This is a genomic window from Actinoalloteichus spitiensis RMV-1378 (assembly GCF_000239155.1).
In the GTDB taxonomy this organism is placed as follows: domain Bacteria; phylum Actinomycetota; class Actinomycetes; order Mycobacteriales; family Pseudonocardiaceae; genus Actinoalloteichus_B; species Actinoalloteichus_B spitiensis.
The window spans coordinates 1-23,511 of record NZ_AGVX02000087.1 but is presented as its reverse complement, the minus strand read 5'-3'; the positions used below and the strand labels follow the sequence as shown (position 1 = coordinate 23,511).

Below are 23,511 nucleotides of genomic sequence, written 5' to 3'. Positions count from 1 at the left end.
GGCTCGGCGCCCGGCCCCACCGGACCGGGCGGACGGCACGCCACCCGACAGCCCGACCGGTCGGGCCGCGCCGTGCCGGGCGGGACCGGGGCCTGGCCCGCCCGGCCCGGGCGGGACGACGTCAGCCCCGCCACTCGGCCCGTTCCGGCCAGTGGTACACGCGCAGCGCCCGGTGGCGGGCGGCGAACCGGAACCGGCGTCCCGCCGGTGCCACCTCCCCGTCGACCGCGAGCCTGGTCCCGCCGTCGAGCAGGGCGACCTCGAAGCGTGGCCGCTCCTGTTGCACGTACGTGCGGCTGTGGTGCAACGCGCCCGTCAGGGCGGCCACCAGGAACCGCGATCGGGAGAACGGCAGGTCGGCCCGGACGTAGCGGACGTCGAGCAGACCCTCGTCCATCCGCTGGCGGGTCATCGGGGCGAAGCCGCGCGGTTCGTACACCCCGTTCCCGACGAAGAGGAGCCAGACGGCGCGTTCCCTGCCGTCGATCCGCACCCGCAGGGGCTCCGCCTCCCGCAGGACGCGGACGAGCGCCGCCGCGCCGGCCAGCCACCGACCCCAACGGGGCTCCCACCGCTCCCGGTACCGGACGAGGTCCGGGTAACCGCCGAGACTGGCGGTGTTCACGAACCACCGGCACCCCACCCCGTCGCTGTCCACGGTCCCGATGTCCACCTCGATGGCGGAGCCCTCCTCGGTGGCCAGCGCGGCGCTCTCCGGAGACCCCGCCGCCACGTCCCGCGCGAAGTGGTTCAACGTGCCCGTGGGGACGACCACCAGCGGCAGGCCCCGCTCGGCGGCCACGGTGGCGACGGAGGCCACGGTGCCGTCCCCGCCCGCCACGCCGAGCGCGCGCACCGGCTCCGCGCTACCGGCCACGGCCTCCTCGACGTGCCGCCGCAGATCGGCCTCCTCATCGTCCGGCGGGGACAGGACCCGGGCCAGCGGCCAGGCCTCGGAGACCAGCTCGGCCGGGTCGGCGCCACCCGACCCCGACCCGGGGTTGGCCAGGACCAGCAGGCCCGCACCGTCGGACAGCGCGGGGGCCCGCACCGGGGACCGCCGGATGGCCGGCCCGCAGTCGGTCAGCGGCCACCACCGCCGCGTCGCCAGCGCCACCCCACCGCCGAGCAGCGCGCCGAAGACGACATCGCTGGGCCAGTGGACACCGGTGTGCACCCGTGAGTACGCGACCGCCGCACCGAGGGGCGCTACCACCGGGAGCGCTTTCGGCGCCTCCATGCCCACCGCAGTCACGAAGGCCGCCGCCGAGGCGGCGTGGCCGGAGGGGAACGACGAGGAGACCGGGGGAGACGTGTACCGCCGCTCCGCCGAGATCAGGTCCGTCGCGGGACGCCGCCGGGGCACCAACGGCTTCCCGACCAGGTTGGCGGTGAAACTCGCTCCCGCGATCGAGACCACGGCGCGGTACGCGGCCCGGCGTGTCACACCTTCGCGTGACGCCAGCAGGGCGGCGATCCCGAACCAGAGCAGGCTGTGGTTGGCGGCGGTGCCCAGGCCCCTGAACACCGCGTCCGCTCTGCTCGCCGGTAGTCGGCCGCTCGCGCGCACCAGTTTCCCGTCCACCCGGTTCGCCCGTCCCAGGACCTCCGACACCCACTTTCGCATCACCAGAAGCTAGCGCCCCCCGAATGGATCACGGAGGGAGCGGGCCGAGTCGCTTACTGTGGAGCCATGCAGCGGCGGATTTTCGGCATCGAGACCGAGTTCGGGGTGACCTGCACCTTTCACGGGCAGCGCCGGTTGTCGCCGGACGAGGTCGCGAGGTACTTGTTCCGCCGAGTGGTCTCCTGGGGCCGCTCGTCCAACGTCTTCCTGCGCAACGGCTCCCGCCTGTACCTCGACGTCGGTTCCCACCCCGAGTACGCGACCGCCGAGTGCGACGAACTGGTCCAGCTGGTCACCCACGACAAGGCTGGGGAGAGGGTCCTGGAGGACCTGCTGGTCGACGCCGAACGCCGCCTCGCGGAGGAGGGCATCGGCGGGGACATCTTCCTCTTCAAGAACAACACCGACTCGGCGGGCAACTCCTACGGCTGCCACGAGAACTACCTGGTCGCCAGGGCGGGCGAGTTCGCCAGGATCGCCGACGTCCTGCTGCCGTTCCTCGTCACGCGCCAGCTCATCAGCGGTGCGGGGAAGGTCCTCCAGACCCCCAGGGGCGCGGTGTACTGCCTGTCGCAGCGCGCCGAGCACATCTGGGAGGGCGTCTCCAGCGCGACCACCCGCTCGCGGCCGATCATCAACACCCGGGACGAGCCGCACGCCGACGCGGAGCGTTACCGGCGGCTCCACGTGATCGTCGGTGACTCGAACATGTCCGAGGTCACGACACTGCTCAAGGTCGGCACCACCAACCTCGTGCTGGAGATGATCGAGGCAGGTGTCCAGTTCCGCGACTTCACCCTGGACAACCCGATCCGCGCCATCCGGGAGATCAGCCACGACCTCACCGGTCAGCGGGGTGTTCGGCTCGCCGGTGGCCGGGAGGCCTCGGCGCTGGAGATCCAACGGGACTACCACCAGCGCGCCGTCGAGTACCTGCGGGAGCGGGGCAGTGACGCCACGCTGGACCGGGTCATCGAACTCTGGGGCCGAACGCTGCGCGCCGTGGAGACCCAGGACTTCAGCCTGATCGACCGGGAGGTCGACTGGGCGATCAAGCACCGGCTGTTGCAGCGCTACCGCGAGAAGCACCAGATCGGCCTGTCCAACCCCCGGCTGGCGCAGATCGACCTGGCCTACCACGACATCCGCCGGGGGCGGGGGCTGTTCGACCTCCTCCAGCGCAAGGCGCTGGTCGACCGGGTCACGGACGACGGGGAGATCGAGGCCGCCAAGGACACGCCTCCCCAGTCCACCAGGGCCAAGCTCCGAGGCGACTTCATCGCCGCGGCCCAGAACGCCGGCCGGGACTTCACGGTGGACTGGGTCCACCTCAAGCTGAACGACCAGGCCCAGCGCACCGTCCTGTGCAAGGACCCGTTCCGCGCGGTGGACGAACGGGTGGAGCGCCTCATCTCGTCGTTGTGACCAGCCCAGCGCCGAGCCCGGTCGGGCACGACCCGCGCGGATGATGTTGCCCCGGCCTCCCGGCTGGCCGCCCTGGCCAGGCCGCTAGGGTGCGGTGGTGTCCTCCGCACGTGCCGAACGCCTGGTCAACCTGGTGCTCTGTCTGTTGTCCTCCCGCCAGTACCTGACCGCGGACCGCATCCGCGGCATCGTCCCCGGGTACGCGAGCGCCCCCAGCAGCGAGGCCTTCTTCCGCATGTTCGAACGGGACAAGGCCGAGCTGCGGGACCTCGGGATCCCCGTGGAGACCGGGCGCAACTCGGTCTTCGACAACACCGAGGGGTACCGCATCACGCGCCCCGACTACGAGCTCGGCGAGATCGATCTCGAAGCGGACGAGGCAGCTGCGGTGGGACTCGCGGTCCGGCTCTGGGAGTCCCCGGAGTTCTCCCAGGCCGCGCACGGGGCGCTGTTGAAGTTGCGGGCGGCCGGGGTCGAGCTGGACCTGAGCGCGGGTGCCGCCGTCGAGCCCAAGGTCCGCATCGCCGAACCCGCCTTCGACGCACTGCGCGCGGCGGTGGAGAACGGCCAGGTCGTCACCTTCCGGCACCGCCGTTCCTCGGAGCCCGAACCGGACGCCCGGCTGCGCACGGTGGAGCCGTGGGGAGTGGTGTCCTGGCGGGGACGCTGGTACCTGGTCGGACATGACCGGGATCGCGGGGCGACCCGCTGCTTCCGGCTCTCCCGCATCGTCGGGGCGGTGCGCACGGTCAGCGAGCCGGGCGCCGTCCACCGGCCGACCGACGCCGACCTGCTGAGGATCGTCGCCGGCAGCGCCGATCCCGCTCCCGCCCCGGAACCCGCCGTGCTCTGGATCGCGCGGGACCGGGCGCACGGTCTCCGCCGGCACGCCACCACCGTCGGCAGCCGCGAGGTGGGAGGGACACCGGGTGACGTCGTCGAGATCAAGTTCCGCTCGCTCTCCTCGGCGGCGGACTGGATCGCCGGCTACGCGCCCGACGTGCTCGTGATCGAGCCGGCCGGCCTGGCCGACGCCGTCGCCTCGGTGCTCGGTGGAATCGTGGAGGAGACCCGATGAGCAACGCGTCCTCGCAGCGGCTCGCCCGGCTGCTCGCCCTCGTCCCCTACCTGCTGGCCCGGCCCGGCATCCTCGTCGAGGAGGCCGCCCGGGACTTCGACGTGTCCCCGAAACAGCTGCGCAAGGACCTGGAGCTGCTGTGGATGTGCGGGCTTCCCGGGTACGGGCCGGGTGACCTGATCGACCTGTCCTTCGACGACGAGACGGTGACCGTCTCCTTCGACGCCGGGATGAACCGCCCGCTGCGGCTCACCGCCACCGAGGCGACCTCCTTGCTGGTGGCGCTGCGAGCCCTCGCCGACACGCCGGGTGTCACGGACACCGAGGCGGTCAGCCGGGCCGTCGCCAAGATCGAGGACGCGGTGGGGCAGGCCCAGCCCAGCGGCCTCGTGATCGGGTTGGGCGGCCGACCAGGAGTGGCCAGGACCGTCCAGGACACCGTGACCAGGGCCGTGGACGAGGGGCGTGCCCTCCGCATCCGCTACTACACCGCGTCCCGCGACGCGATCACCTCCCGGGTGGTGGACCCGAAGCGGGTCCTCCTCATGGACGGGCACAGCTACCTGGACGCCTGGTGCCGGCAGGCCGAGGCGACGCGGCTGTTCCGGTTGGACAGGGTCGACGAGGCGGTGCTGCTCGACGAGCCCGCCCGCACCCCGGAGGAGGCCGAACCCGTGGACGTGGCGGGCGGGGCGTTCCGCCCCACACCCGACCAGGAGACGGCGGTGCTCGAACTGGCCCAGGACGCCCGCTGGGTCAGCGAGTACTACCCGACGGACGAACGCACCGAACTGCCGGACGGGCGGCTCCGAGTCCGGCTCCGGTACTCGGACCGCTCCTGGGTCGTCCGACTGGTGCTGGGCCTGGGCGGGCGGGCCCGGGTCGTCGAGCCCCTGCCGTTGGGCGCCGAGGTCGCCGAACGCGCCGAGCGGGCGCTGCGGCTGGCCGGTGAGCTGGCCGACGCCCGCTGACCGGGGCTCGCTACCGTGTTCCGGTGATCATCGAAAGCTCGCACGTGGTTCTCGCGGTCGTCGTCGCCGTCGTCGCAGTCGCGCTCGTCGTGCTCGCCGTCGCGGTGCGCCGGGTGCTGCGCGCCGCTCGTCGGACCAGCGCCGCGCGCACTCGGCTGTCCGCGCGGATCGCCGACCGGGGTGGCCTGCTCCGGGCGCGGACCGCGGCGCTGAAGGTCGCCGTCGCGGAGCGGCGCGGCCCCTCGAGGACGCGCGGGAGCCAGCGGCGAGCGTAGGCGGACCACACCTCCCCCGGGAGTACGCTCCCCGTACACCGAGACGCGGGAGAGGAACCATGCCCAACATCGGCACCACCGAGATCCTGATCATCGCCGTCGTGCTCGTCCTGCTGTTCGGTGCCGCGAAGCTGCCGGCGATGGCCAGGTCCCTCGGCCAGTCGGCGCGCATCCTCAAGGCCGAGGTCAGGGGCATGAAGCGGGACCGGGCGCGGCAGGACGGGGAGGAGACCCCGCCCTCCACCGCCGCGGCCCCCGCCGTCACGCCGGACCCGCCGACCCCGGCGGTCGGTCCCGCGACGCCCCCGGCCAACCCGGCCGGCGGCGCACCGGCGGCCAACCCCACCCAGCAGGTCCCGCCCACCTGATCCCCGTACGTCCGGGGTATGTGAAAGCCTGGGAGCGTGGCCCGACGCCCCGTACCCCAGCACGCCCCGCTCGACCCCGCGCAGCGGTACGCCGCCGCGCGCCAGCGTGCCGCGCACCCCAAGCTCACGGACTTCCTGGGTGAGCTCTCCTTCGAGCTCGACCCGTTCCAGCTGACCGCCTGCCAGGCACTGGAGGCCGGGCACGGTGTCCTGGTCTGCGCGCCCACCGGCGCCGGGAAGACGGTGGTGGGGGAGTTCGCGGTGCACCTGGCGTTGGGCGAGGGGCGGAAGTGCTTCTACACGACGCCGATCAAGGCGTTGTCCAACCAGAAGTACGCCGACCTCACCGCCCGGTACGGCCCGGACCGCGTCGGCCTGCTCACCGGGGACACCGCGATCAACGGGGACGCTCCGGTGGTGGTGATGACGACCGAGGTGCTGCGGAACATGCTGTACGCGGGTTCCACCACCCTCGACGGCCTCGACTACGTCGTGATGGACGAGGTCCACTACCTCGCGGACCGCTTCCGGGGCGCCGTGTGGGAGGAGGTCATCCTGCACCTGCCCGAACACGTCCGCCTCGTCTCGCTGTCCGCCACGGTCAGCAACGCCGAGGAGTTCGGTGAGTGGCTGGTGGAGGTCCGGGGCGACACCACCATCGTCGTCGACGAGCACCGCCCGGTGCCGCTGTGGCAGCACATGATGGTGGGCAACCGGCTGCTGGACCTCTTCGGGGGCGAGTCCGGCGGTGAGCTCCGGGTCAACCCCCGGCTACTGCAGCAGTTGGAGAGGGTGGACCGGGTCGAGTTCCCGCTCCGCCGCCCACGTCGGGGGCCCCGGGACCGGGGCCGGGACGCCCAGCGCCCCCAGGAGAGCCGGTACCGCCCGCCGGGGCGACCGGAGATCGTGCGCCGGCTCGACGACGCCGCCCTCCTGCCAGCGATCCTGTTCGTCTTCAGCCGCGCCGGCTGCGACGCGGCCGTCGGGCAGTGCGTGCGTTCGGGGCTGCGGCTGACCTCGGAGGACGAGGCCGAGGAGATCCGGCGGATCATCGACCTGAAGACGGCGGACCTGCCGGACACCGACCTGGGGGTGTTGGGGTTCTGGGAGTGGCGGGAGGCGCTGGAACGCGGTATCGCCAGCCACCACGCCGGGCTGCTGCCGGCGTTCAAGGAGACCGTGGAGGAACTGTTCGTCCGCGGTCTGGTGCGGGCGGTGTTCGCCACCGAGACGCTCGCGCTGGGCATCAACATGCCGGCCAGGACGGTCGTGCTGGAGAAGCTGGTCAAGTTCAACGGTGAGGCGCACGCCGACCTCACCCCGGGGGAGTACACGCAGCTGACCGGGCGCGCGGGTCGGCGGGGGATCGACGTCGAAGGGCACGCCGTCGTCGTCTGGCAGCCGGGGATGGACCCGCGACAGGTGGGAGGGCTGGCCTCGACGAGGACCTACCCCCTGCGGTCGTCCTTCCGGCCCGCCTACAACATGGCCGTCAACCTCGTCCACCGCGTGGGCACCCCAGCGGCCCGCGAACTGCTCGAACAGTCCTTCGCCCAGTTCCAGGCCGACCGGTCGGTGGTGGGGCTGTCCCGCAAGATCGAGCGGTCGGAGGAGGCGCTCGCCGGCTACCGCGAGTCGGCCACCTGCCACCTGGGCGACTTCGGCGAGTACTTCGACCTGAGGCGCAAGATCTCCGCCCGGGAGAAGGCCCTGGCGCGGCAGAACACCGCCAGCCGCCGCGCCGCCGCCGCCGCGTCCCTCGAACGGCTGCGCAAGGGTGACGTCATCGCGGTGCCCTCCGGGCGCCGCTCCGGGCTCGCGGTCGTGGTGGACCCGGGGCTGAGCCCGATCAACGAGCCCCGACCGCTCGTGGTGACCGAGGACAGGTGGGCCGGCCGGCTCTCCGTGGCGGACTTCCCCTCCCCGGTCGAGGCCCTCGGCCGCCTCCGGCTGCCCAAACACGTGGACGTGCGCTCGCCCCGGTCGCGACGTGACCTGGCCGCCACCATCCGCAACACCGGGATCGACGTCCCGCCCAGGAGCCGGCGCCGGGCGGGCCTCGACGACGACGACGAGCTCAACGCGCTGCGCCGCGCGTTGCGGGCCCACCCGTGCCACGGCTGCGACCAGCGGGAGGACCACGCCCGGTGGGCCGAACGCCACGAGCGCCTGAGCCGGGAGGTCCAGCAGCTGCGGGGCAAGGTCGCCGGCACGACCCACTCGCTGGTCCGCACCTTCGACCGGATCCGCGCGCTCCTGCGCGCCCTGGGGTACCTCGACGGTGCCGGGGCGGAGGAACGTCTCACCGAACACGGCCGTCGGCTCTCCCGCCTCTACAGCGAATCCGACCTGCTGGCCGCCGAGTGCCTGCGCCGGGAGATCTGGCGGGACCTCGAACCGGCCGAGCTCGCCGCCGTCGTCTCCGCGCTGGTGTACGAGTCGCGCCGCGAGGGACCCGTGGTCGGCCAGCTGCCCGCCGGTCCGGTCACCGAGGCCCTGACCCGCACCAGTGAGATCTGGGCGGAGGTCGAGGACCGGGAACGCCAGCACCGGCTGGACCGGACCCGGGAGCCGGATCCGGGCTTCGCCTGGCCGATCCTCCGGTGGGCGCGGGGCGAGTCGCTCGAACGTGTCCTGACCGCCGCCGCGTCGGCGGGGCAGGAGCTGTCCGCCGGCGACTTCGTGCGGTGGTGCCGGCAGGTGGTGGACCTTCTCGACCAGCTGCGGGACGTCGTGGGTGCCGGGAACCCGGTCGGGGCGGCCGCGGGAAGGGCGGTCCGTGCCGTGCGACGAGGTGTCGTCGCCATGGGTTCGGTGTGAGGTCACGCCCCCGGCGATCCCCGGGGCGCCTCGGTCGGTGAGCGGGTCTCCCGGCGGTTCGGTGTCACAAGCTGAGCTCCCACCACCCGAAGAAGACCTGCTGGGAGCTATGGTTTGATCGGCGCCCACCGGTTGCGGTGACCCGGAGCCGGCGCGCCCACGCACACGCACGCTCACGCCGGAGGCCAATCATGACCAGCCCGTACGGACCGTCCGGGGGCAACGACCCGCACCAACAGTGGGGGCAGCCCCAGGGCTACCCGGGAACCCCCGCCGGCGGGATGCCGGAACAGCCGGCCGGCTACGGGCAGTACGGTCAGCAACCCGGGCAGTACGGCCAGCAGCAGTACGGGGCGCAACCCGGGTACGGCGACCCGGCGGCCCAGCAGGGTTACGGCCAGTACGGCCAGCAACCTGGTTACGGTGACCCGTCCCAGCAGGGCGCCTACGGGCAGCAGTACCCGCAGCAGTACGGCCAGCAGTACCCGCAGCAGTACGGGCAGTACGGCCAGCAGTACGGCGGCTACCCGCCGCCCGGGCAGAACAAGAAGTCCGCGCTCCCGTGGATCGTCAGCGGCGGGATCGCCGTGGTGCTGGGCGGAGTGGCCGTCCTCGGCTTCGTCTGGCCGGGCTGGTTCAACTCGAAGGTCTTCGACTCCGACGCCATGGCTGGCGAGGTCCAGCGGATCCTCACCGAAACCTGGGGCATCGGGGACGTGTCCGGGGTGAGCTGCCCCAGTGACCAACCCCTGGAGGCCGGGCACAGCTTCCAGTGCGAGGCCACCATCGGCGGAAACGCCGTCTCGATCGACATCCAGGTGAAGAACGAGGACGGTGACTACGAGGTCGTGCAGCCCTCCTGATTCGCTCCCGCGGTCGGAACCGGCCCAGAACCGGCCCACCACCGGGTCCGTCGCGGTGGTCCGGTGCCGACCGAGGGGAAAAACACGTCGCGTCCGGAGACCCGTCCCGGGCAGGATCGCCCCATGACCCGCTTCACCGTCGAATCCGTGCCCGACAGCCGAATCCGGGAGACCAACACCCTGTTCCGCACGGCGCTGCACGCGCCGGTCCCCTCCGACGAGAAGTGGGAGCTGGCGGCCCGGTCCTACCAGACCGGCCGCACCTGGGGGGTGCTCGACGAGGGCGAGTACGTGGGGACGGCGAGCTCGTTCGGTGCCCTGTTGCGGGTTCCCGGTGGCGCGGAAGTGCCGATGGCGGCGGTCAGCAGGGTGGCGGTGCGTGCCGACCACACCCGGCGCGGCATCCTCACCGAGCTGATGCGCACCCAGCTCACCGACGCGGCCCGGCGCGGCGAGCCGACGGCGACCCTGCGGGCCAGCGAGACCGCCATCTACGGCCGCTTCGGTTACGGCGTCGCGGACCGGAGCCGCTCGCTCCAGGTGCGGGCCGACCGGGCCCGGATCGGTGACCGTGGTGGGGAGGGCACGGTCCGGCTGCTCCGGACCGACCAGCTGGCCACCGCCCTCCCCGAGATCTACGCCGGTCTCGGCCTGTACCGGACCGGAATGATCAGCCGGCCAGCCGAGTGGTGGGTGCCTCGGGTGGAGATTCCGCTGAAGGACGGCCAGAACGTGCGGGCGGCCGTCCATGTCGACGCCGCCGGCCACCGGGACGGCTACGTGCTGTACGAGGTGAAGGTCAAGGACGGGGCCGGCTTCGACCAGGCCACCCTGAGCGTGTACGACCTGCACGCGCCGGAGCCGGCGGTGCGGCGGCGGTTGTGGCGTTTCCTGTTGGCGACGGACCTGGTGAGCACGGTCGAGATGCACTCCGCGCCGGTGGACGAGCCCCTGGAGTGGTGGGTCGACGAACGGCGGGCGGTGCGCACCACCGCCATCGAGGACGCGACGTGGCTGCGCCTCACCGACGTGCCCGCCGCGCTGGCGGCCCGCTCGTACGGTGCCGCCGAGCCGGTCGTGCTCGAGGTGCGGGACTCCCTGCTGCCCGGCAACTCCGGGTGCTACCGGGTGACGGCCGAGGGCGTCACCCGCACGGACGACGCTCCGGACCTCCGGCTCTCCGCCGAGGTGCTCGCCTCGTTGTACCAAGGAGACATCCGCTCCTCGGTACTGGCCGACGCCGGTCTGGTGGAGGTGCTCGACCCCGCCGCGCTCGCGCGGGCGGACGTGCTGTTGGGGACCGACGAGGTCCCCTGGTGCGGCACCTTCTTCTGAGCGTGCCAGGCGGAAGGGGCGCCGCTCACCGGGTCGGGCGTCCCGGACGGCTCGGTCCGGGAACTCCCGGCAGTGCCCGGGCGCGGTCGGCTACGGTAGCCGCGATGACGATCGCGGCCGGGGGCCGCGGAGCGAGCCGAGAACGGGGTGCGTCACGGTGGTTCTGATCCTGCACGTCCTGATCACCGCCATCGCGGTGTGGGCGACGACCCTGCTACCCGGTGTGGAGCTGGAGGGCGGGTCCACCGGGGCGCGGTTGGGAACGCTGCTGGTGGTGGCGGTCATCGTCGGGTTGGTCAACGCCGTGCTCAAACCGGTGGCCAAGACGGTGGGATGCCTGTTCTACCTGCTCACGTTCGGTCTGATCGGCCTGGTGGTGAACGGCCTCCTCTTCATGTTCGCCAGTTGGATCGCGCAGCAGTTCGGGCTGCCCTTCTCGGTCTCGAACTTCTGGTCGGCGGTGCTCGCCGGACTCATCGTCTCCATCGTGTCCGCCGTGCTGTACAGCGTCACCCGGAAGGTCATCAAGTCCTGAACGGCTCGGCGCCGACCGTGGCCCGGGGCGCGTGGCGCGCTGGGGGCACTACCGGAGGGCGGCCGCCAGCCGGTCCACCGACCGGCGCAGCCCCCACCGCCGACCCAACTCCACCAGCCGCTCCGGATCGGACGGGCTGTGGGGAACGGTGGGGTCCCGGTCGGTCAGCAGCGGCGCGTCCCGCACGACGCGCACCACGCGGGTGGCCCTGCTGAGGTAGTCCCCGGCGTCGACCAGGGCCGCCCTGGCCCGGGGCGGGACGCGCGGATCACCGGCCTCGGCGGCGGTCAGCAGGTCCTCGACCGTTCCGAAGGTGGAGATGAGGCGGGCCGCGGTCTTCTCGCCGATTCCGGGCACACCGGGTAGACCGTCGGAGGGGTCGCCACGCAGGACGGACATGGCTTCGTAGGCTGCTCCCGCGACCTCCACGGGGAGCTGGTAGCGCTCGGCGATCTCCGAGGGGCCGAACAGTTCGGCCTTCGCCCACCCGCGGCCGAGGTAGAGCACACCGGTGGGCGTGGGCTCGGACCGGACGAGTTGGAAGAGGTCACGGTCTCCCGTGACGATCTCCACCGGGTCGGTGCGTTCGCCGGCCGCCCACGTGCCGATGACGTCGTCCGCCTCGTGCCCGGCGGACTGGCTCGTCGCCAGCCCGGCGGCGGCCAGGACCTCGAGGATGATCTCGACCTGGGGTGCCAGCGTGTCCGGCACCTCCTCCGCGTCCGACGAGCCCTCCGCGACGCGGTGCGTCTTGTACGAGGGAATGGCGTCCACCCGGAACGCCGGTCGCCAGTCGGCGTCCAGGCACGCCACGAAGCGCCGGGGCCGCCGGTCGGTGAGGATGCGGGCGACGGTGTCGGTGAACCCGCGCACCGCGTTGACCGGAACGCCGTCGGGTGAGGTGAGGGACTCCGGGAGGGCGTGGAAGGACCGGAACCACAGGCTGGCGGAGTCCAACAGCACGAGTGGGCCGTCGACGTGCCGACTACCGGACACCGTGAACTCCTCATCGCCGACCGGGACCGGGTCGGGGCCAGGGGGCGGCCCCTCTCCTTCGTGACAGGGCCACCCTAGCCGCCCCGTGTGACGGTCCGCCGAGCACGACCGGGCCGGCCGGTCGTCTTTCCCGCCGCCACCGCCACGTCGCTACGCTGTCCGCCATGGTCTCGCCCTCATCGTCCTCCCTGACCGAACCCCAGCTGTTCAGGGACCGCCTTTCGCGCGTGGCCGAGGCCGCGCGGCACGCCGACGTGGACGCGCTGCTCGTCGCGCCCGGCTCCGACCTCCGGTACCTCCTCGGGATCGACAGCGGATCGTTCGAGCGGCTGACGGCGCTCGTCGTCCCCTCGGCACCAGGACAACGCCCGGCCCTGGTGACCCCCAAACTGGAGGAGCCGGGGTTCGCCTCGCTGGACACCACCGCACTCGGCCTGGACCTGGTGACGTGGATCGACGGTGAGAGCCCCTACGACCTGGTCGTGGAGCTGGTGAACAGGGCGGGTGCCCCGGCCCGGCTCGCCGTGGGTGACTCGATGACGGCGCAGCACGTGCTCGGGCTGCGGGCCTCGGCTCCGGATGCCGAGCAGGTCCTCGCCGGGGCGGTCATCCGCCAGATCAGGATGCGCAAGTCCCCCGAGGAGATCGAGGCCCTCGCCGAGGCGGGGGCGGCCATCGACCGGGTGCACGCGAGGATGGCCGAGTGGCTGCGCCCCGGCCGGAGTGAGGCGGAGGTGGGCGCGGACATCGCCGCCGCCATCGTCGCCGAGGGCCACACCGCGGCGGAGTTCGTGATCGTGGGCTCCGGACCGAACGGCGCCAGCCCGCACCACGAGCTCTCCGACCGGGTGATCCAGCCCGGCGACGTCGTGGTCGTCGACATCGGGGGGCCGACGCCGGCCGGCTACAACTCGGACTGCACCCGCACCTACGCGGTCGGGGAGCCCGCCGACGCCGACGTGCGCGAGGTGTACGCGGTGCTCGAGCGGGCCCAGCGCGCCGCCGTCGACGCCGTGCGGCCGGGGGTGACCGCGGAATCGGTCGACGCGGCGGCGCGCGAGGTGATCACCGCCGCCGGGTACGGAGAGTTCTTCGTGCACCGCACCGGGCACGGCATCGGCCTGGACGTCCACGAGGAGCCCTACATCGTCGGAGGCAACGGCGACGTGCTCGAACCGGGCACGACCTTCAGCGTGGAGCCGGGAATCTACTTCCCCGGCAGGTGGGGCGCCAGGATCGAGGACATCGTCGCGGTGACCGGGACCGGGGTGCGCCGGCTGAACACCCGGCCACGCGCGTTGACGGTGCTCCCGACGTGAGCGCCCAGCTGGAACCCATCGACAGGTCGATCCTCCGGGAGCTGGCGTCGAACGGCCGGTGCAGCTTCACCGATCTCGCCGACCGGGTGGGGCTGAGCGTGTCGGCCGTGCACCAGCGGGTGCGCCGGCTGGAACAGCGGGGAGTGCTGCGCGGGTACTCGGCGAGGTTGGACGGCGAGCAGGTGGGCCTGCCCCTGACCGCCTTCATCTCGCTGACCCCCATCGACCCGGCCGCTCCGGACGACTACCCGCAACGTCTCCAGCACCTGCCGCAGATCGAGTCGTGCTACTCGGTGGCGGGGGAGGAGTCGTACATCCTGCGGGTCAGGGTCGCCTCGCCGGTCGGACTGGAGGACCTGTTGCGCCAGATCCGGGAGGCGGCGAAGGTCGCGACCCGCACCACCGTCGTGCTGTCGACCCCCTTCGAGAACAGGCCCCCCGCGGTCTGACCGCCCAGCACGGCCACCAGCGGGGTGCTCGGGGTGGGTGGTAGCGGAGCGGGACGGGCGGCCGGCCCGGGGATCCCGCCGGCGACCGCCCTCCTGGTCGGGAACGCCGACCGCGTGGGGCGGGCCAGTCCCCGGTGCGGGCCGTCGAGGTCCTCCGCCCGCGGTCGGGCGTCCCCGGCGGGCATGCCGCCGTGGCCTGACCGGCGGGACGTGCTCACCGGTCGTCGACCACGCGGTCGTCGGGCACGACCGTGAGTCGACCGTCGGGCCCGGCGACACACGCCGCGGACCGGGCGGTGTCGGCCAGGAAGTCGGTCAGGCAACGTCCGAACTCGGCGTGCCCCGCGGCGTTGGGGTGGAAGGACTCCTGGATGGCGTGTGGCGCCCGGTGGTCGTCGCCGAGGCCTTCCCAGTCGATCGTGAGCCGGGTGAACCACTCCTCGCCGTCGTCCCGGGAGCAGGCCTCGCGGTCGAGGCCGGCCTGGGAGAGGTCCAGGAACCGGACCTCCGCCTGCCTGGCCACCCCGGCGAGGCCGTCGGCCAGGGCGCGCACCGCGTCCTGCTGCATCCAGCTGGTGTCGCTCTCCCGGAACGGGCAGCCGGCGAGCCCCCGCAACCCCGGGATGACCCTGGTGCCGATCGGGGAGGCGTAGGACTGGAGCACGAACTCGTAGCTGGCGTCCGGGTAGCCGTGCTCCCGCATCACCTGCCTGATGTCGGCGAGCGCGGCGCGCACCTTCGGCGTCATCGCGGCGACCCTGTCCTCCCAGCTCGGAGACAGGGTCTCCCCGCAGTGGCCGCCGTCCTGCTCGAACCAGGCACGCACGCAGTGCCCCAGCACGTCCGAGAACCGCGGGTCGTCGTTGGCGCCGACCGCCACGACGATCGCGGCGACCCGGTACTCGCCGGCCAGGTCCCGGAGCTGTTCCGCCTGGGAGCCTTCCGTGTTGTGCACGGCGTCACCCAGTCCCACGTGTTCGGCGCGTGCGCCCGAACACGCGAGGTTCACCGTGCGGTCCACTCCGGGCAGCCGCAGGTGGTGCACGGTGGCGTGGCTGGACCGGTGGCACCAGTTGTCGTCCTCGCCGTCGGTGCCGAGCTCGTAGTGGCCCGCGCCCTCCCCGGACATCGTGGAGTCACCCAGGGCCACGACGACTCCCGGCGCGTCCCAGGGCGGTTCCGGGAGCACCGGGAGCGGCCGGTCGGACACGACCAGCAGCAGGGGGAGGGCGATCATCAGCAGGACGAGGAACAGGGACAGCGGGCGGAGCGGGGCGGGCGAGCGCATCCTGGACAGTTTATGTGCCTTTCCGTCCGGTTCGGGAGGACCGGAGTTCTCTCATCCGGTCCGCACGGTGCCGGTCACGGCCGGGACGGGGCCGCCGGCGCCCCTGACGCCGGGGACGAGACGCCCCTCGGAGAGCACCAGGCAGCGGTCCGCCATCGCGTGCACCTCGTCGTCGTGCGTCGCCACGAGCACGGCCGCACCCTCCGCCGCCGCGGCCCGCAGCGCGACGAGCACAGTGGACAGGCTGGCGTGGTCCAGGTGGGCGGTGGGCTCGTCGGCCAACAGCACCGCCGGGCGGACCGCGAGCGCCCGTGCCAGCGCGACCCGCTGCCGCTGACCGAACGACACCTGGAGCGGGTACCGGTCGGCCAGCGCCGCCACGCCCAGCTCTCCCAGCAGCGAGTCCACCCGGTCCGCCACCTCCCCGGGCGGGTGGGCGGTGAGCATCCGCAGCGGTAGCGCGACGTTCTCCGCCAGCGTCAACTCCTCCGACAGCCCCATCGTCTGCGGTAGCACCGCGAGGCTGGTCCACGGGGTCGCCGGGGTGACCTCGTCGCCCATCACCTCCACGGAACCGGTGTCCGGCCTGTCGAAGGCGGCCAACAGCGCGAAGAGGGTGCTCTTGCCCGAGCCGGAGGGACCGGACACCGTCACGACCTCCCCGGCGGCGACGTCGAGGTCGAGACCGCGCAGGACCTCGATTCGGCCGCCACCCTGGTGGAACCCCCGTCCCAGGCCCCGTACCCGGAGCCGTACCTGCGCCGCGATCATGCCGTTCCCTCCTTCTCGACCCCCGGGTGGAGGCGTCCGTCGCGGATCCGCACGACACGGGGACCCAGGCCGAGCAGTCTCGGGTCGTGGGAGGCCACCACCAGGGTGACCCCGAGTTCGTGCAGCTGGGTCAGCGTTTCCACCACCAGCTCGGCGGAACGTTGGTCGAGCTGCGAGGTGGGTTCGTCGGCGAGGACGACGTCGGTGCCCGCGCCCACGGCGCAGGCGAGGGCGAGCCGCTGCTGCTGGCCCCCGGACAACGCCTGCGTCGGCCAGGTGCCCGTTCCACCGAGCCCCATCCGCTCCAGCAGGGCTGGCCCGGGGTCGTCCCGGCCGGCGAGCTGCGCCCGCGCCCGCAGGTTCTCCGCCACGCTGAGGTAGTCGAACAGGTTGTCGCCCGGGTTCTGGTAGACGAGGGTGACCTGCCTGGACCGGAGACGGCGGAGCTCGGGGTTGCCCGCCCGGGTGACGTCCCGGCCGAAGACCTGGACGGAACCCGAAGTGGGGCGGGCGACCAGCGCCAGCACCCGCAGCAGGGTGGACTTCCCCGAGCCCGACGGACCGGCGAGGACCACGAACTCGCCTCGGGACACGGCCAGGTCGACGCCACTCAGGACGGGGACCCGGGTCAGCTGCGTGGAGTAGGACACGTCCACACCGCGCAGGAGGAGTGCGGGTTCCCCGGTGGAGGGCGTCCGCGTCGTCGTCTGCTCACTCACGGATCAGCTCTCCCACTCGGGCGGTGCGCACCGCGCGCACGGCCAGCCAGGTGGCCGCACCCACCACCGCGAGGGTGGCGACCAGCAGGACGGACAGGAACAGCACGGGAACCGGGGCCGCCGGGGCCGGCACCAGCCGGGGCGCCGGGTCGAGCTGGCTCGCGGCGAGTTGGGCCGCGCCCCACCCGACGGCGGCGCCGACCAGTGCCGCGAGCCCGCCGATCGTGCCCAGCTCCACCAGGTAGCTGGAGACCAGGGTCCGGAGCCGAACCCCCATCCGGAGGGACAACGCACCGGACAGGGCGTTCTGCCGGCGGCGCACCTCGATGGCCAGCAGCAGGGAGGTGATGGCCAGCACGGCGAGCACGGTGCCGAGCACGGTGATGAACCCGAACGTCCACTGCATGGTCAGGAACGGCAGGCCGTCCAGGGCCGTGGTCCGTTCCACGGACTGGATGGTCCACCCGCCGGCGGCCTGGATGCCGTCGATGACCTCGGCCGCGGGTAGCCCCGACAGCACGGTCCAGGTGTTGACCCGGAAGCCGCTCGGCACGGTGTCCCGCGCCACGACGTAGGTGGGGGAGGTGACCCCGGGGAAGCCGGCGACCTCGCCCACGGTGCTCAGCACCAGCCCACTGCCCGCCCGCAGCTGCTCTCCCCGGGGGGCACCACTCACCCGGACGGCGGGTACGGCGGTGTCCCCGGACCCCCGGGCCGCCTCCGCCTCGCGCAACGCCGACATGGCCTCGTCCACGGCGGAGGCGACGCGGCGGTCACCCAACCAGCCGCCCCGGTGGAAGGTGTCCGGCTCGACGACGAGGACCGTGACCTCGCGCGGCGGGTCGGCGATCGAGGTGGTGGAGCGGCCCACCAGGGTGCTCCGGTCGGCGATCGAGGCGGGGACCGCCTGGCCCGCGTTGACGGTGGTGTTGCCCACGTCCACGGCGCTCTCAGCGCCGACCAGCACTCCGGACTTGGCGTCGAAGGCGTCCCGTTGGGCGCCGACGACCCCGCCACCGACGGCGAGGACCCCCACCGCGAGGAGCGCGAGGGCGGTGACCCCCACGGCGGTTCCCCCGGAGGCCGCCAGCCGTCGTACCCCGAACTGGAACGCGGGGCGCCGCCAGGAGCTGAGCCGGTGGGACCGGACGAGCGTCCACCCGAGGCCGCGAGCCGTCAGGCCGGCGATCGTCACCACCACCAGCAGCGGGAACGCCAGCGCCACCGGGTCGACCCGGGGCAGCACCTCACCGGACTCGACGGTCAACGCGCCCTCGGCGAGCCGCAGCCCCGACCACACGGCGAGAGCGCCGGTGGCGAGTTCCCACGGGACCAGCCGCAGCCGGCTCACCGCACGCGACCGCTCCCGGGGCACCGCCTGGAAGAGCTGGTGCGCCCGGACCGCGACCGTGGCGACCAGGACCCCGAGCGACGCGGCGGCCAGTACCCCGACCGCGAGCCCGGCGTCGACCAGCACACCGTCCCGCAGCACGAGCGACGGCGCGTACAGGCCGCGGGCGAGGGTGGCCAGGCCCAGGCCGGCCGCCGAACCGACCAGGACCGGAACTCCGAGTTCCAGCAGCGCCCTGGTGCCGATGGCGAGGGGGGAGACGCCGTGCGTCCAGAGCAACCGCGCCTCCCCGGTGCGGCGCTGGAGCCACTGGACCGCAACGGCGGCCATGCCCGCCAGGCCCACCAGGAGGCTGACCACGGTCAGGGGCAGCACCGCCAGGGTGACCGTGCGGCTGGACTCGTCGGCCAGCTGGAGCGAGCGGTCGAGGTAGACGCCCCTGCTGACGAAGGCCTCGGGGGCCAGCTCGGCGGAGAGGTCGTCCACCACCGCCCGCGACCGGTCGTGGAGCGCGGCCGCCTCCTCGGGGGTCGTGGGGGCGTCGACCGGGAACCGCAGCGTGGTGGTGAAGGTCGCGTGGGAGGTGTCCTCCCACTGGACCTCCAGTTCGTCGACGACGGCGGGCGGCGGCTGGAAGGAGGCGAGGACGTCCCGGTCCGGGACGAAGACGGGAGCCGCGCTCTGCCACTCGCTGTCCATCGGACCCGGGACGACAAGTTTCTCCTCGCTGCACCAGTAGCCGTCCCCGGTCCGCTCCAGGTCCTGGTAGACGGCGGTGACCGGGGGCAACTCGCCAAGCCCCGGGTGCCGGGGGCGGTCGCCGAGATCCGCCCCGGTGAGCTCGGCCAGCGATTCGGGGATCCACAGGCCGTCCGTGCCGCCACCGCGCGACACCGTCACCTGCTCGGTGAGGCCGTCGCGGTAGGCGAGTTTCGCTCGACCGGCGGACTCGCCGAACTCCAGCATGAGCACACCGGTGTACAAGCCGGTGACCACGCCGTCGAACCCGTGTTCGGCCGCGGACTCCGCCGCCATCGAGGCCGCCGCCACGCTCCCGTCGAACCGCGCCGGAACCAGCTCGACGGCCGGTCCCCGCAGGTGGGGGCAGAACCGGCTGACGTTGTGGTCGACCGCCCCCGTGCGCACGCTGGACACGTGCAGCACGGCAGCGGACGCCACGAACGCCAGGACCAGGCCCGCGAACAGGGCGACCAACAGGCTCGACGGTTGCCTCCACGCCACCAGGGGCGCCCGCTTCCACGGCAGCTTCACGCGCGCAGAGTGACATACGTTACTCTGGCCGAGTAGGGACTACCGCGAAAAGGTCATCCCTTCGTAACGCGCTGGTGCTCAGGTGCGGTGGCCGAGGACGGAGCTCGGCGCGGGGTCACTGCTCGGTCCACCACCGCTGTCCCCGTTCGTCGAGCGTGTAGATCGGGTCGTAGTACGGGTAGCGCCGGGTGAGGGCGTCCGGGTCCTCCGCCTCGATGCCGGTCCGGTAGTTCTTCGTCCAGTAGGACACCCCGTGCTCGCGGTCGTACTCGGCGAGCTGGTGGACCCACCGCTTCCCGACGTAGGGCACGTCGCAGATCAGCCTCGGGGTGGCGTAACCGGGCAGGTAACCCATGATGGCGTGCTGGAGGCGCTGCGCCTCCCAAACCGCCAGCCGCCAGTGCTCGGCGTTGGGGATCATGTCGCACATGTAGAAGTAGTAGGGGAGTACGCCGGTCTCGCCCTGGAGGGCGAAGCACAGGTCCAGCAGCGCTTCCGGGCTGTCGTTCACGCCCCGCATCAACACGCCCTGGTTGCGGACGTCGCGGACTCCCACCGCGAGTGCCGTCCTGGCCGCCTCCGCGACCAGCGGCGTCACGGAGTTCACGTGGTTGACGTGGGTGTGGATGGCGAGGTTGACGCCCCGTCGCGCCGCCGTCCGCGCCACCCGCTCCAGCCCTTCCACGACCTTCGGCTGGAGCCAGTGCTGGGGCAGTCCGGCCAGCGCCTTGCTCGCCAGCCTGACGTCCCGGACCGTCTCGATCTCCAGCAGACGCATCAGGAAGCTCTCCAGCTGGTGCCACGGCATGTTCGCGACGTCTCCGCCGGAGACCACCACGTCGCGGACGCCCGGGGTCTCACGCAGGTACTGGATCATCCGGTCCTGCCGGTCCACGGGTTTCAGCCCCAGCCTGAGCTTGTCCACCTGGGGCGTGGAGTTGCCCACCAGGTCCATCCGGGTGCAGTGCCCGCAGTACTGCGGGCAGGTGGACAGCATCTCGGCGAGGACCTTGGTCGGGTAGCGGTGGGTCAGCCCCTCCACCACCCACATCTCCGCCTCGTGCAGCGAGTCCCTGGAGGAGTGCGGGTGGCTCGGCCACACCGGGTGGCGGTCCGAGCGGACCGGGAGCATGTAGCGGCGCACCGGATCGGCCAGGAACGCGTCGGTGAACGCCTCGGGCTCGGCGGTCGCCTCCCGCGCCATCGTGTTGATCATCTGGGGTGGGAGGAGCATGGACATGGTCGCCATCTCGCGGTGGTCGGCCTCGAGGTCCGCGTAGAAGCGGTCGGTCAACAGCTCGCCCATCACCCGGCGCAGCTGTCGGGTGTTGCGCACGCAGTTGACCCGCTGCCACTGGGCGTCCCGCCACTGGTCGGCCGTGACATCCCGCCAACCGGGGAAGCGCCGCCAGTCGGGCTCAACCAATTCTCGCCGTACGTATTCGTAGGGCTGTTCGGCCCGGCCGCCCTCCCCGAGCGGGCCGCCGGCGTCTCCCCGGCCCTCCGCAAGATCGTCGCGCTGGCGGGCGATGGCTTCCTGGACAGTCATACTTGGCCTCCAGATCCGGTTCGACCGTAAAAACATCCTTACACACCCGGTCAACTCCGGAAATATTTCGCGCTAGCTGGGTGCGTTAGGCTGGTGTGAGACCGAAGTCCGCGAGGTGTCGGGAGCATGACGGCCCTCCTGTCCGTTGTCGAGACAGCCGTGTAACCGACTCGTGTGGGGAGTGCCCAGCCCGTGCCTTTCCTGCTCCTGGCCATCCTCGAAATCGCCACCCTGATCCTGGTGGGCAACGCCATCGGCGTGCTGCCCACCCTGCTGCTCGTCGTGGCCGGCAGCATCGGCGGCGGGCTGCTCCTGCGCCACGAGAGCACCAAGGCGGTGACCGCCGTCCAGGAGGCCGTCCGGCGCAAGGCGCCGCCGGAGGGCGGCGCCAGCGCGACCGCCATCCTCGCCTCGATCATGCTGCTGGTCCCCGGCCTGCTGACCTCGTTCCTCGGCCTGCTGCTGCTCCTGCCACCGGTGCGTGCCGTCTTCCGGCGGCGCCTGCTCTCCCGCCGCGTCCGCTTCGCCCAGAACGCGGTGCGGTTCGCGAGCCGCGCCGGCCACCACGGCGCCTCCGGAGGGGTGGTCGAGGGCGAGGTCGTCGACGTCGACGTGGACGCGCCGCAACGGCGCACACCCGCCGAGGGCGCGGACGGCGGGCCCGGAGCGCCTCGACGGCCCGGAGACGACCCACCGCAGGACCCGCGCGGGCTGCCCGGTGGCGCTTCCTGACGACCGCCGGAGGCGATGTCGGCCACTCCAGGGCGGGTGCCCGGTCAACCCGCCCACCACCACCCGGCAGACTGCACGCGTGACCCCCACGTACCACCGCCCCACCACCCTGCTGCGCGGCGGACGCATCCACTCACCAGCCAGTCCGGACGCGACCGCCATGGCGGTCGTGGACGACACCGTCGTCTGGGTGGGCCACGACGCGGCGGCGATGGCGCTCTACGGGGACGACGCCGAGGTCGTCGACCTCGCGGGCGCCTTCGTGGCCCCGGCCTTCGTCGACGCGCACGTGCACGCCACCGCCACCGGGCTGTTGCTCCAGGGGCTCGACCTCACCGGCTGCCGCTCCCTCCCGGAGACGCTCGACGCCCTGGCCCGCTACCGGGCCGACCACCCCGGCGAGGTCATCTGGGGGCACGGCTGGGACGAGACCTGCTGGCCGGAGCGCCGCGCGCCGAGCCGAGCGGAGATCGACGCCGTCTGCGCCGGCGCGCCCGTCTACCTCTCCCGGATCGACGTGCACTCGGCGCTGGTCTCGACGGCGATGCTCGACGCGGCCCCCTCAGCCCGCACCAGCCCCGGCTACGACCCCGTCGGCCCGCTGACCACCGAGGCACACCACCTGGTCCGCCGGGTCGCGCAGGACAGCCTCACCCCCGGACAGCGGCACCGCGCCCAACTGGCGTTCCTCCGGCACGCCGCCTCCCAGGGCATCGCCGCGGTCCACGAGTGCGCCGGCCCGGACATCTCCTCCCCCGACGACCTCACCGAGCTGCTGGGACTGGGGCTGGAACCCGACCTACCCGACCTGGTCGGGTACTGGGGTGAGCTGGACGGGCTGGGCGCGGCGCGGGAACTCGGCGCCGCCGGCCTCGCCGGGGACCTCTTCGTCGACGGCGCCCTGGGCTCCAGGACGGCGCACCTGCACGCCCCCTACGCCGACGCGGAGCACAACGGCCTCAGGTACCTCGACGCCGACCAGATCGCCGGACACCTCGTCGCGTGCAGCAGGCACGGGCTCCAGGCCGGCTTCCACGTCATCGGCGACGCCGCGACCAGTGCCGTCGTCCGGGGCTTCGAGCTGGCGGAGGGTGTGCTGGGGCTGTCCGCGCTCGTGGCCGGCCGGCACCGCCTCGAACACCTCGAGATGGTGACCGCCGACCAGGCGTCCCAGTTGGCCCGCTGGGGCGTGGTGGCCTCCGTGCAGCCGAACTTCGACGCCGCCTGGGGCGGTGCGGAGGGCATGTACGCGGCGCGACTGGGTGCGGACCGGGCCGCCGGTCTCAACCCCTTCGCGATGTTGGCGGCGGCGGGGGTGACCCTCGCCTTCGGGTCCGACGCCCCGGTCACCCCGGTGGACCCCTGGTCGGCGGTGCGGGCGGCCGTCCACCACCGCACCCCGGGCTCCGGGATATCCCCCCGGGCGGCGTTCACGGCGCACACCCGAGGGGGCTGGCGCGCGGCCGGTCAGGCCGACGACCTCACCGGAACGCTGGTACCCGGCGCTCCGGCGACCTACGCCGTCTGGGAGACGGGTGAGCTCGTCGGTCCCGCCACCGACTCCCGGGTGGCCCGCTGGTCGACGGACCCCCGATCGCGGGTCCCGAAGCTGCCCCGGCTGGACGCGGAGGCGGAACTGCCCCGGTGCCTGCGCACGGTCCTGCGCGGTCAGGTGATCTACGACCACGAATCGGCCGGGGAGCCGGCTCCGGGCGTCGTGGGGTAGCGGCCAGGAGGACGGTCCGCCGCCGGCGGGCGGTCGGCGCCC

Annotated in this window: 20 protein-coding genes; 13 read left to right on the top strand and 7 right to left on the bottom strand. The window is 73.0% G+C overall.

Going from position 1 to position 23,511, the window contains the following annotated elements:
* Positions 1 to 121 precede the first annotated feature (121 nt).
* The gene (locus tag ACTIDRAF_RS0204335) at positions 122 to 1,627 is read right to left on the bottom strand and encodes a bifunctional phosphatase PAP2/diacylglycerol kinase family protein (protein ID WP_052168699.1); all 1,506 of its coding nucleotides are present in this window, start codon (positions 1,625 to 1,627) and stop codon (positions 122 to 124) included.
* Between the two features lie 66 nt (positions 1,628 to 1,693).
* Here ACTIDRAF_RS0204335 and pafA point away from each other — a divergent pair, with 66 nt between their 5' ends.
* From pafA to ACTIDRAF_RS0204290, 9 genes are all read left to right on the top strand, one after another.
* Complete coding sequence (pafA, locus tag ACTIDRAF_RS0204330; protein ID WP_016697485.1) at positions 1,694 to 3,052, top strand: Pup--protein ligase; 1,359 nt, start codon at positions 1,694 to 1,696, stop codon at positions 3,050 to 3,052.
* Between the two features lie 97 nt (positions 3,053 to 3,149).
* Complete coding sequence (locus ACTIDRAF_RS0204325) at positions 3,150 to 4,130, top strand: helix-turn-helix transcriptional regulator (protein WP_016697484.1); 981 nt, start codon at positions 3,150 to 3,152, stop codon at positions 4,128 to 4,130.
* On the top strand, positions 4,127 to 5,101 hold the full coding sequence (locus ACTIDRAF_RS0204320; RefSeq protein ID WP_016697483.1) for a helix-turn-helix transcriptional regulator: 975 nt from the start codon (positions 4,127 to 4,129) through the stop codon (positions 5,099 to 5,101). Before ACTIDRAF_RS0204325 ends, ACTIDRAF_RS0204320 begins: the two co-directional genes overlap by 4 nt.
* A 23-nt stretch (positions 5,102 to 5,124) precedes the next feature.
* Positions 5,125 to 5,376 carry a hypothetical protein gene (locus tag ACTIDRAF_RS0204315; protein ID WP_016697482.1) on the top strand — a complete coding sequence of 84 codons (252 nt, stop codon included), beginning with the start codon at positions 5,125 to 5,127 and terminating at the stop codon, positions 5,374 to 5,376.
* Positions 5,377 to 5,435: 59 nt separating this feature from the next.
* Positions 5,436 to 5,744, top strand: coding sequence for a Sec-independent protein translocase subunit TatA (gene tatA / locus ACTIDRAF_RS27185; protein WP_016697481.1), 309 nt, complete (start codon positions 5,436 to 5,438; stop codon positions 5,742 to 5,744).
* 36 nt (positions 5,745 to 5,780) lie between these two features.
* Positions 5,781 to 8,564 (top strand): DEAD/DEAH box helicase, encoded by a 2,784-nt coding sequence (locus ACTIDRAF_RS0204305; RefSeq protein ID WP_016697480.1) that lies wholly within the window; start codon positions 5,781 to 5,783, stop codon positions 8,562 to 8,564.
* A 191-nt stretch (positions 8,565 to 8,755) separates the two neighbouring features.
* Positions 8,756 to 9,427: a DUF4333 domain-containing protein gene (locus ACTIDRAF_RS0204300; RefSeq protein ID WP_016697479.1), complete on the top strand. Its 672-nt coding sequence runs from the start codon at positions 8,756 to 8,758 to the stop codon at positions 9,425 to 9,427.
* Positions 9,428 to 9,550: 123 nt separating this feature from the next.
* Positions 9,551 to 10,762: a GNAT family N-acetyltransferase gene (locus ACTIDRAF_RS0204295; protein WP_016697478.1), complete on the top strand. Its 1,212-nt coding sequence runs from the start codon at positions 9,551 to 9,553 to the stop codon at positions 10,760 to 10,762.
* Between the two features lie 157 nt (positions 10,763 to 10,919).
* A complete protein-coding gene (locus ACTIDRAF_RS0204290) occupies positions 10,920 to 11,297 on the top strand; it encodes a phage holin family protein (protein WP_016697477.1) in 378 nt (125 codons plus the stop codon).
* A 48-nt stretch (positions 11,298 to 11,345) separates the two neighbouring features.
* On the opposite strand, the gene ACTIDRAF_RS0204285 is transcribed toward ACTIDRAF_RS0204290, so the two are convergent.
* Positions 11,346 to 12,293 carry a 5'-3' exonuclease gene (locus tag ACTIDRAF_RS0204285; protein WP_016697476.1) on the bottom strand — a complete coding sequence of 316 codons (948 nt, stop codon included), beginning with the start codon at positions 12,291 to 12,293 and terminating at the stop codon, positions 11,346 to 11,348.
* Positions 12,294 to 12,457: 164 nt separating this feature from the next.
* Here ACTIDRAF_RS0204285 and ACTIDRAF_RS0204280 point away from each other — a divergent pair, with 164 nt between their 5' ends.
* Together ACTIDRAF_RS0204280 and ACTIDRAF_RS0204275 are read left to right on the top strand one after the other, a co-directional pair.
* Entirely contained in the window at positions 12,458 to 13,612 is a 1,155-nt protein-coding gene (locus ACTIDRAF_RS0204280; protein WP_016697475.1) for a M24 family metallopeptidase, read from the top strand.
* Positions 13,609 to 14,061, top strand: a complete 453-nt coding sequence (locus ACTIDRAF_RS0204275) for an Lrp/AsnC family transcriptional regulator (protein ID WP_016697474.1) — start codon at positions 13,609 to 13,611, stop codon at positions 14,059 to 14,061. Before ACTIDRAF_RS0204280 ends, ACTIDRAF_RS0204275 begins: the two co-directional genes overlap by 4 nt.
* A gap of 214 nt (positions 14,062 to 14,275) precedes the next feature.
* Here the strand turns inward: ACTIDRAF_RS0204275 and ACTIDRAF_RS27180 are convergent, their stop codons facing one another.
* The 5 genes from ACTIDRAF_RS27180 to ACTIDRAF_RS0204250 all read right to left on the bottom strand — a co-directional run bounded on the left by ACTIDRAF_RS27180 (position 14,276) and on the right by ACTIDRAF_RS0204250 (position 21,011).
* Positions 14,276 to 15,349 (bottom strand): GDSL-type esterase/lipase family protein, encoded by a 1,074-nt coding sequence (locus ACTIDRAF_RS27180; protein WP_016697473.1) that lies wholly within the window; start codon positions 15,347 to 15,349, stop codon positions 14,276 to 14,278.
* 51 nt (positions 15,350 to 15,400) lie between these two features.
* Positions 15,401 to 16,120 (bottom strand): ABC transporter ATP-binding protein, encoded by a 720-nt coding sequence (locus ACTIDRAF_RS0204265; RefSeq protein ID WP_016697472.1) that lies wholly within the window; start codon positions 16,118 to 16,120, stop codon positions 15,401 to 15,403.
* The gene (locus ACTIDRAF_RS27175; RefSeq protein ID WP_016697471.1) at positions 16,117 to 16,839 is read right to left on the bottom strand and encodes an ABC transporter ATP-binding protein; all 723 of its coding nucleotides are present in this window, start codon (positions 16,837 to 16,839) and stop codon (positions 16,117 to 16,119) included. The genes ACTIDRAF_RS0204265 and ACTIDRAF_RS27175 overlap by 4 nt, the downstream gene beginning before the upstream one ends.
* Positions 16,832 to 19,462: an ABC transporter permease gene (locus tag ACTIDRAF_RS27170; RefSeq protein ID WP_016697470.1), complete on the bottom strand. Its 2,631-nt coding sequence runs from the start codon at positions 19,460 to 19,462 to the stop codon at positions 16,832 to 16,834. The genes ACTIDRAF_RS27175 and ACTIDRAF_RS27170 overlap by 8 nt, the downstream gene beginning before the upstream one ends.
* Positions 19,463 to 19,577: 115 nt before the next feature.
* Complete coding sequence (locus ACTIDRAF_RS0204250; protein WP_016697469.1) at positions 19,578 to 21,011, bottom strand: KamA family radical SAM protein; 1,434 nt, start codon at positions 21,009 to 21,011, stop codon at positions 19,578 to 19,580.
* Between the two features lie 192 nt (positions 21,012 to 21,203).
* Between ACTIDRAF_RS0204250 and ACTIDRAF_RS27165 the strand changes: the two genes are divergently transcribed.
* Positions 21,204 to 21,743 carry an FxsA family protein gene (locus ACTIDRAF_RS27165; protein ID WP_016697468.1) on the top strand — a complete coding sequence of 180 codons (540 nt, stop codon included), beginning with the start codon at positions 21,204 to 21,206 and terminating at the stop codon, positions 21,741 to 21,743.
* 79 nt (positions 21,744 to 21,822) lie between these two features.
* Positions 21,823 to 23,469: an amidohydrolase gene (locus tag ACTIDRAF_RS0204240; RefSeq protein ID WP_016697467.1), complete on the top strand. Its 1,647-nt coding sequence runs from the start codon at positions 21,823 to 21,825 to the stop codon at positions 23,467 to 23,469.
* Positions 23,470 to 23,511 lie beyond the last annotated feature (42 nt).

What these genes read in the sequence shown, in the direction of transcription:
- ACTIDRAF_RS0204335 (WP_052168699.1), bottom strand. Translation starts at nt 1,627, where the DNA reads ATGCGAAAGTGGGTGTCGGAGGTCCTGGGACGGGCGAACCGGGTGGAC.
- pafA (WP_016697485.1), top strand. Translation starts at nt 1,694, where the DNA reads ATGCAGCGGCGGATTTTCGGCATCGAGACCGAGTTCGGGGTGACCTGC.
- ACTIDRAF_RS0204320 (WP_016697483.1), top strand. Translation starts at nt 4,127, where the DNA reads ATGAGCAACGCGTCCTCGCAGCGGCTCGCCCGGCTGCTCGCCCTCGTC.
- tatA (WP_016697481.1), top strand. Translation starts at nt 5,436, where the DNA reads ATGCCCAACATCGGCACCACCGAGATCCTGATCATCGCCGTCGTGCTC.
- ACTIDRAF_RS0204300 (WP_016697479.1), top strand. Translation starts at nt 8,756, where the DNA reads ATGACCAGCCCGTACGGACCGTCCGGGGGCAACGACCCGCACCAACAG.
- ACTIDRAF_RS0204295 (WP_016697478.1), top strand. Translation starts at nt 9,551, where the DNA reads ATGACCCGCTTCACCGTCGAATCCGTGCCCGACAGCCGAATCCGGGAG.
- ACTIDRAF_RS0204280 (WP_016697475.1), top strand. Translation starts at nt 12,458, where the DNA reads ATGGTCTCGCCCTCATCGTCCTCCCTGACCGAACCCCAGCTGTTCAGG.
- ACTIDRAF_RS27180 (WP_016697473.1), bottom strand. Translation starts at nt 15,349, where the DNA reads ATGCGCTCGCCCGCCCCGCTCCGCCCGCTGTCCCTGTTCCTCGTCCTG.
- ACTIDRAF_RS0204265 (WP_016697472.1), bottom strand. Translation starts at nt 16,120, where the DNA reads ATGATCGCGGCGCAGGTACGGCTCCGGGTACGGGGCCTGGGACGGGGG.
- ACTIDRAF_RS0204250 (WP_016697469.1), bottom strand. Translation starts at nt 21,011, where the DNA reads ATGACTGTCCAGGAAGCCATCGCCCGCCAGCGCGACGATCTTGCGGAG.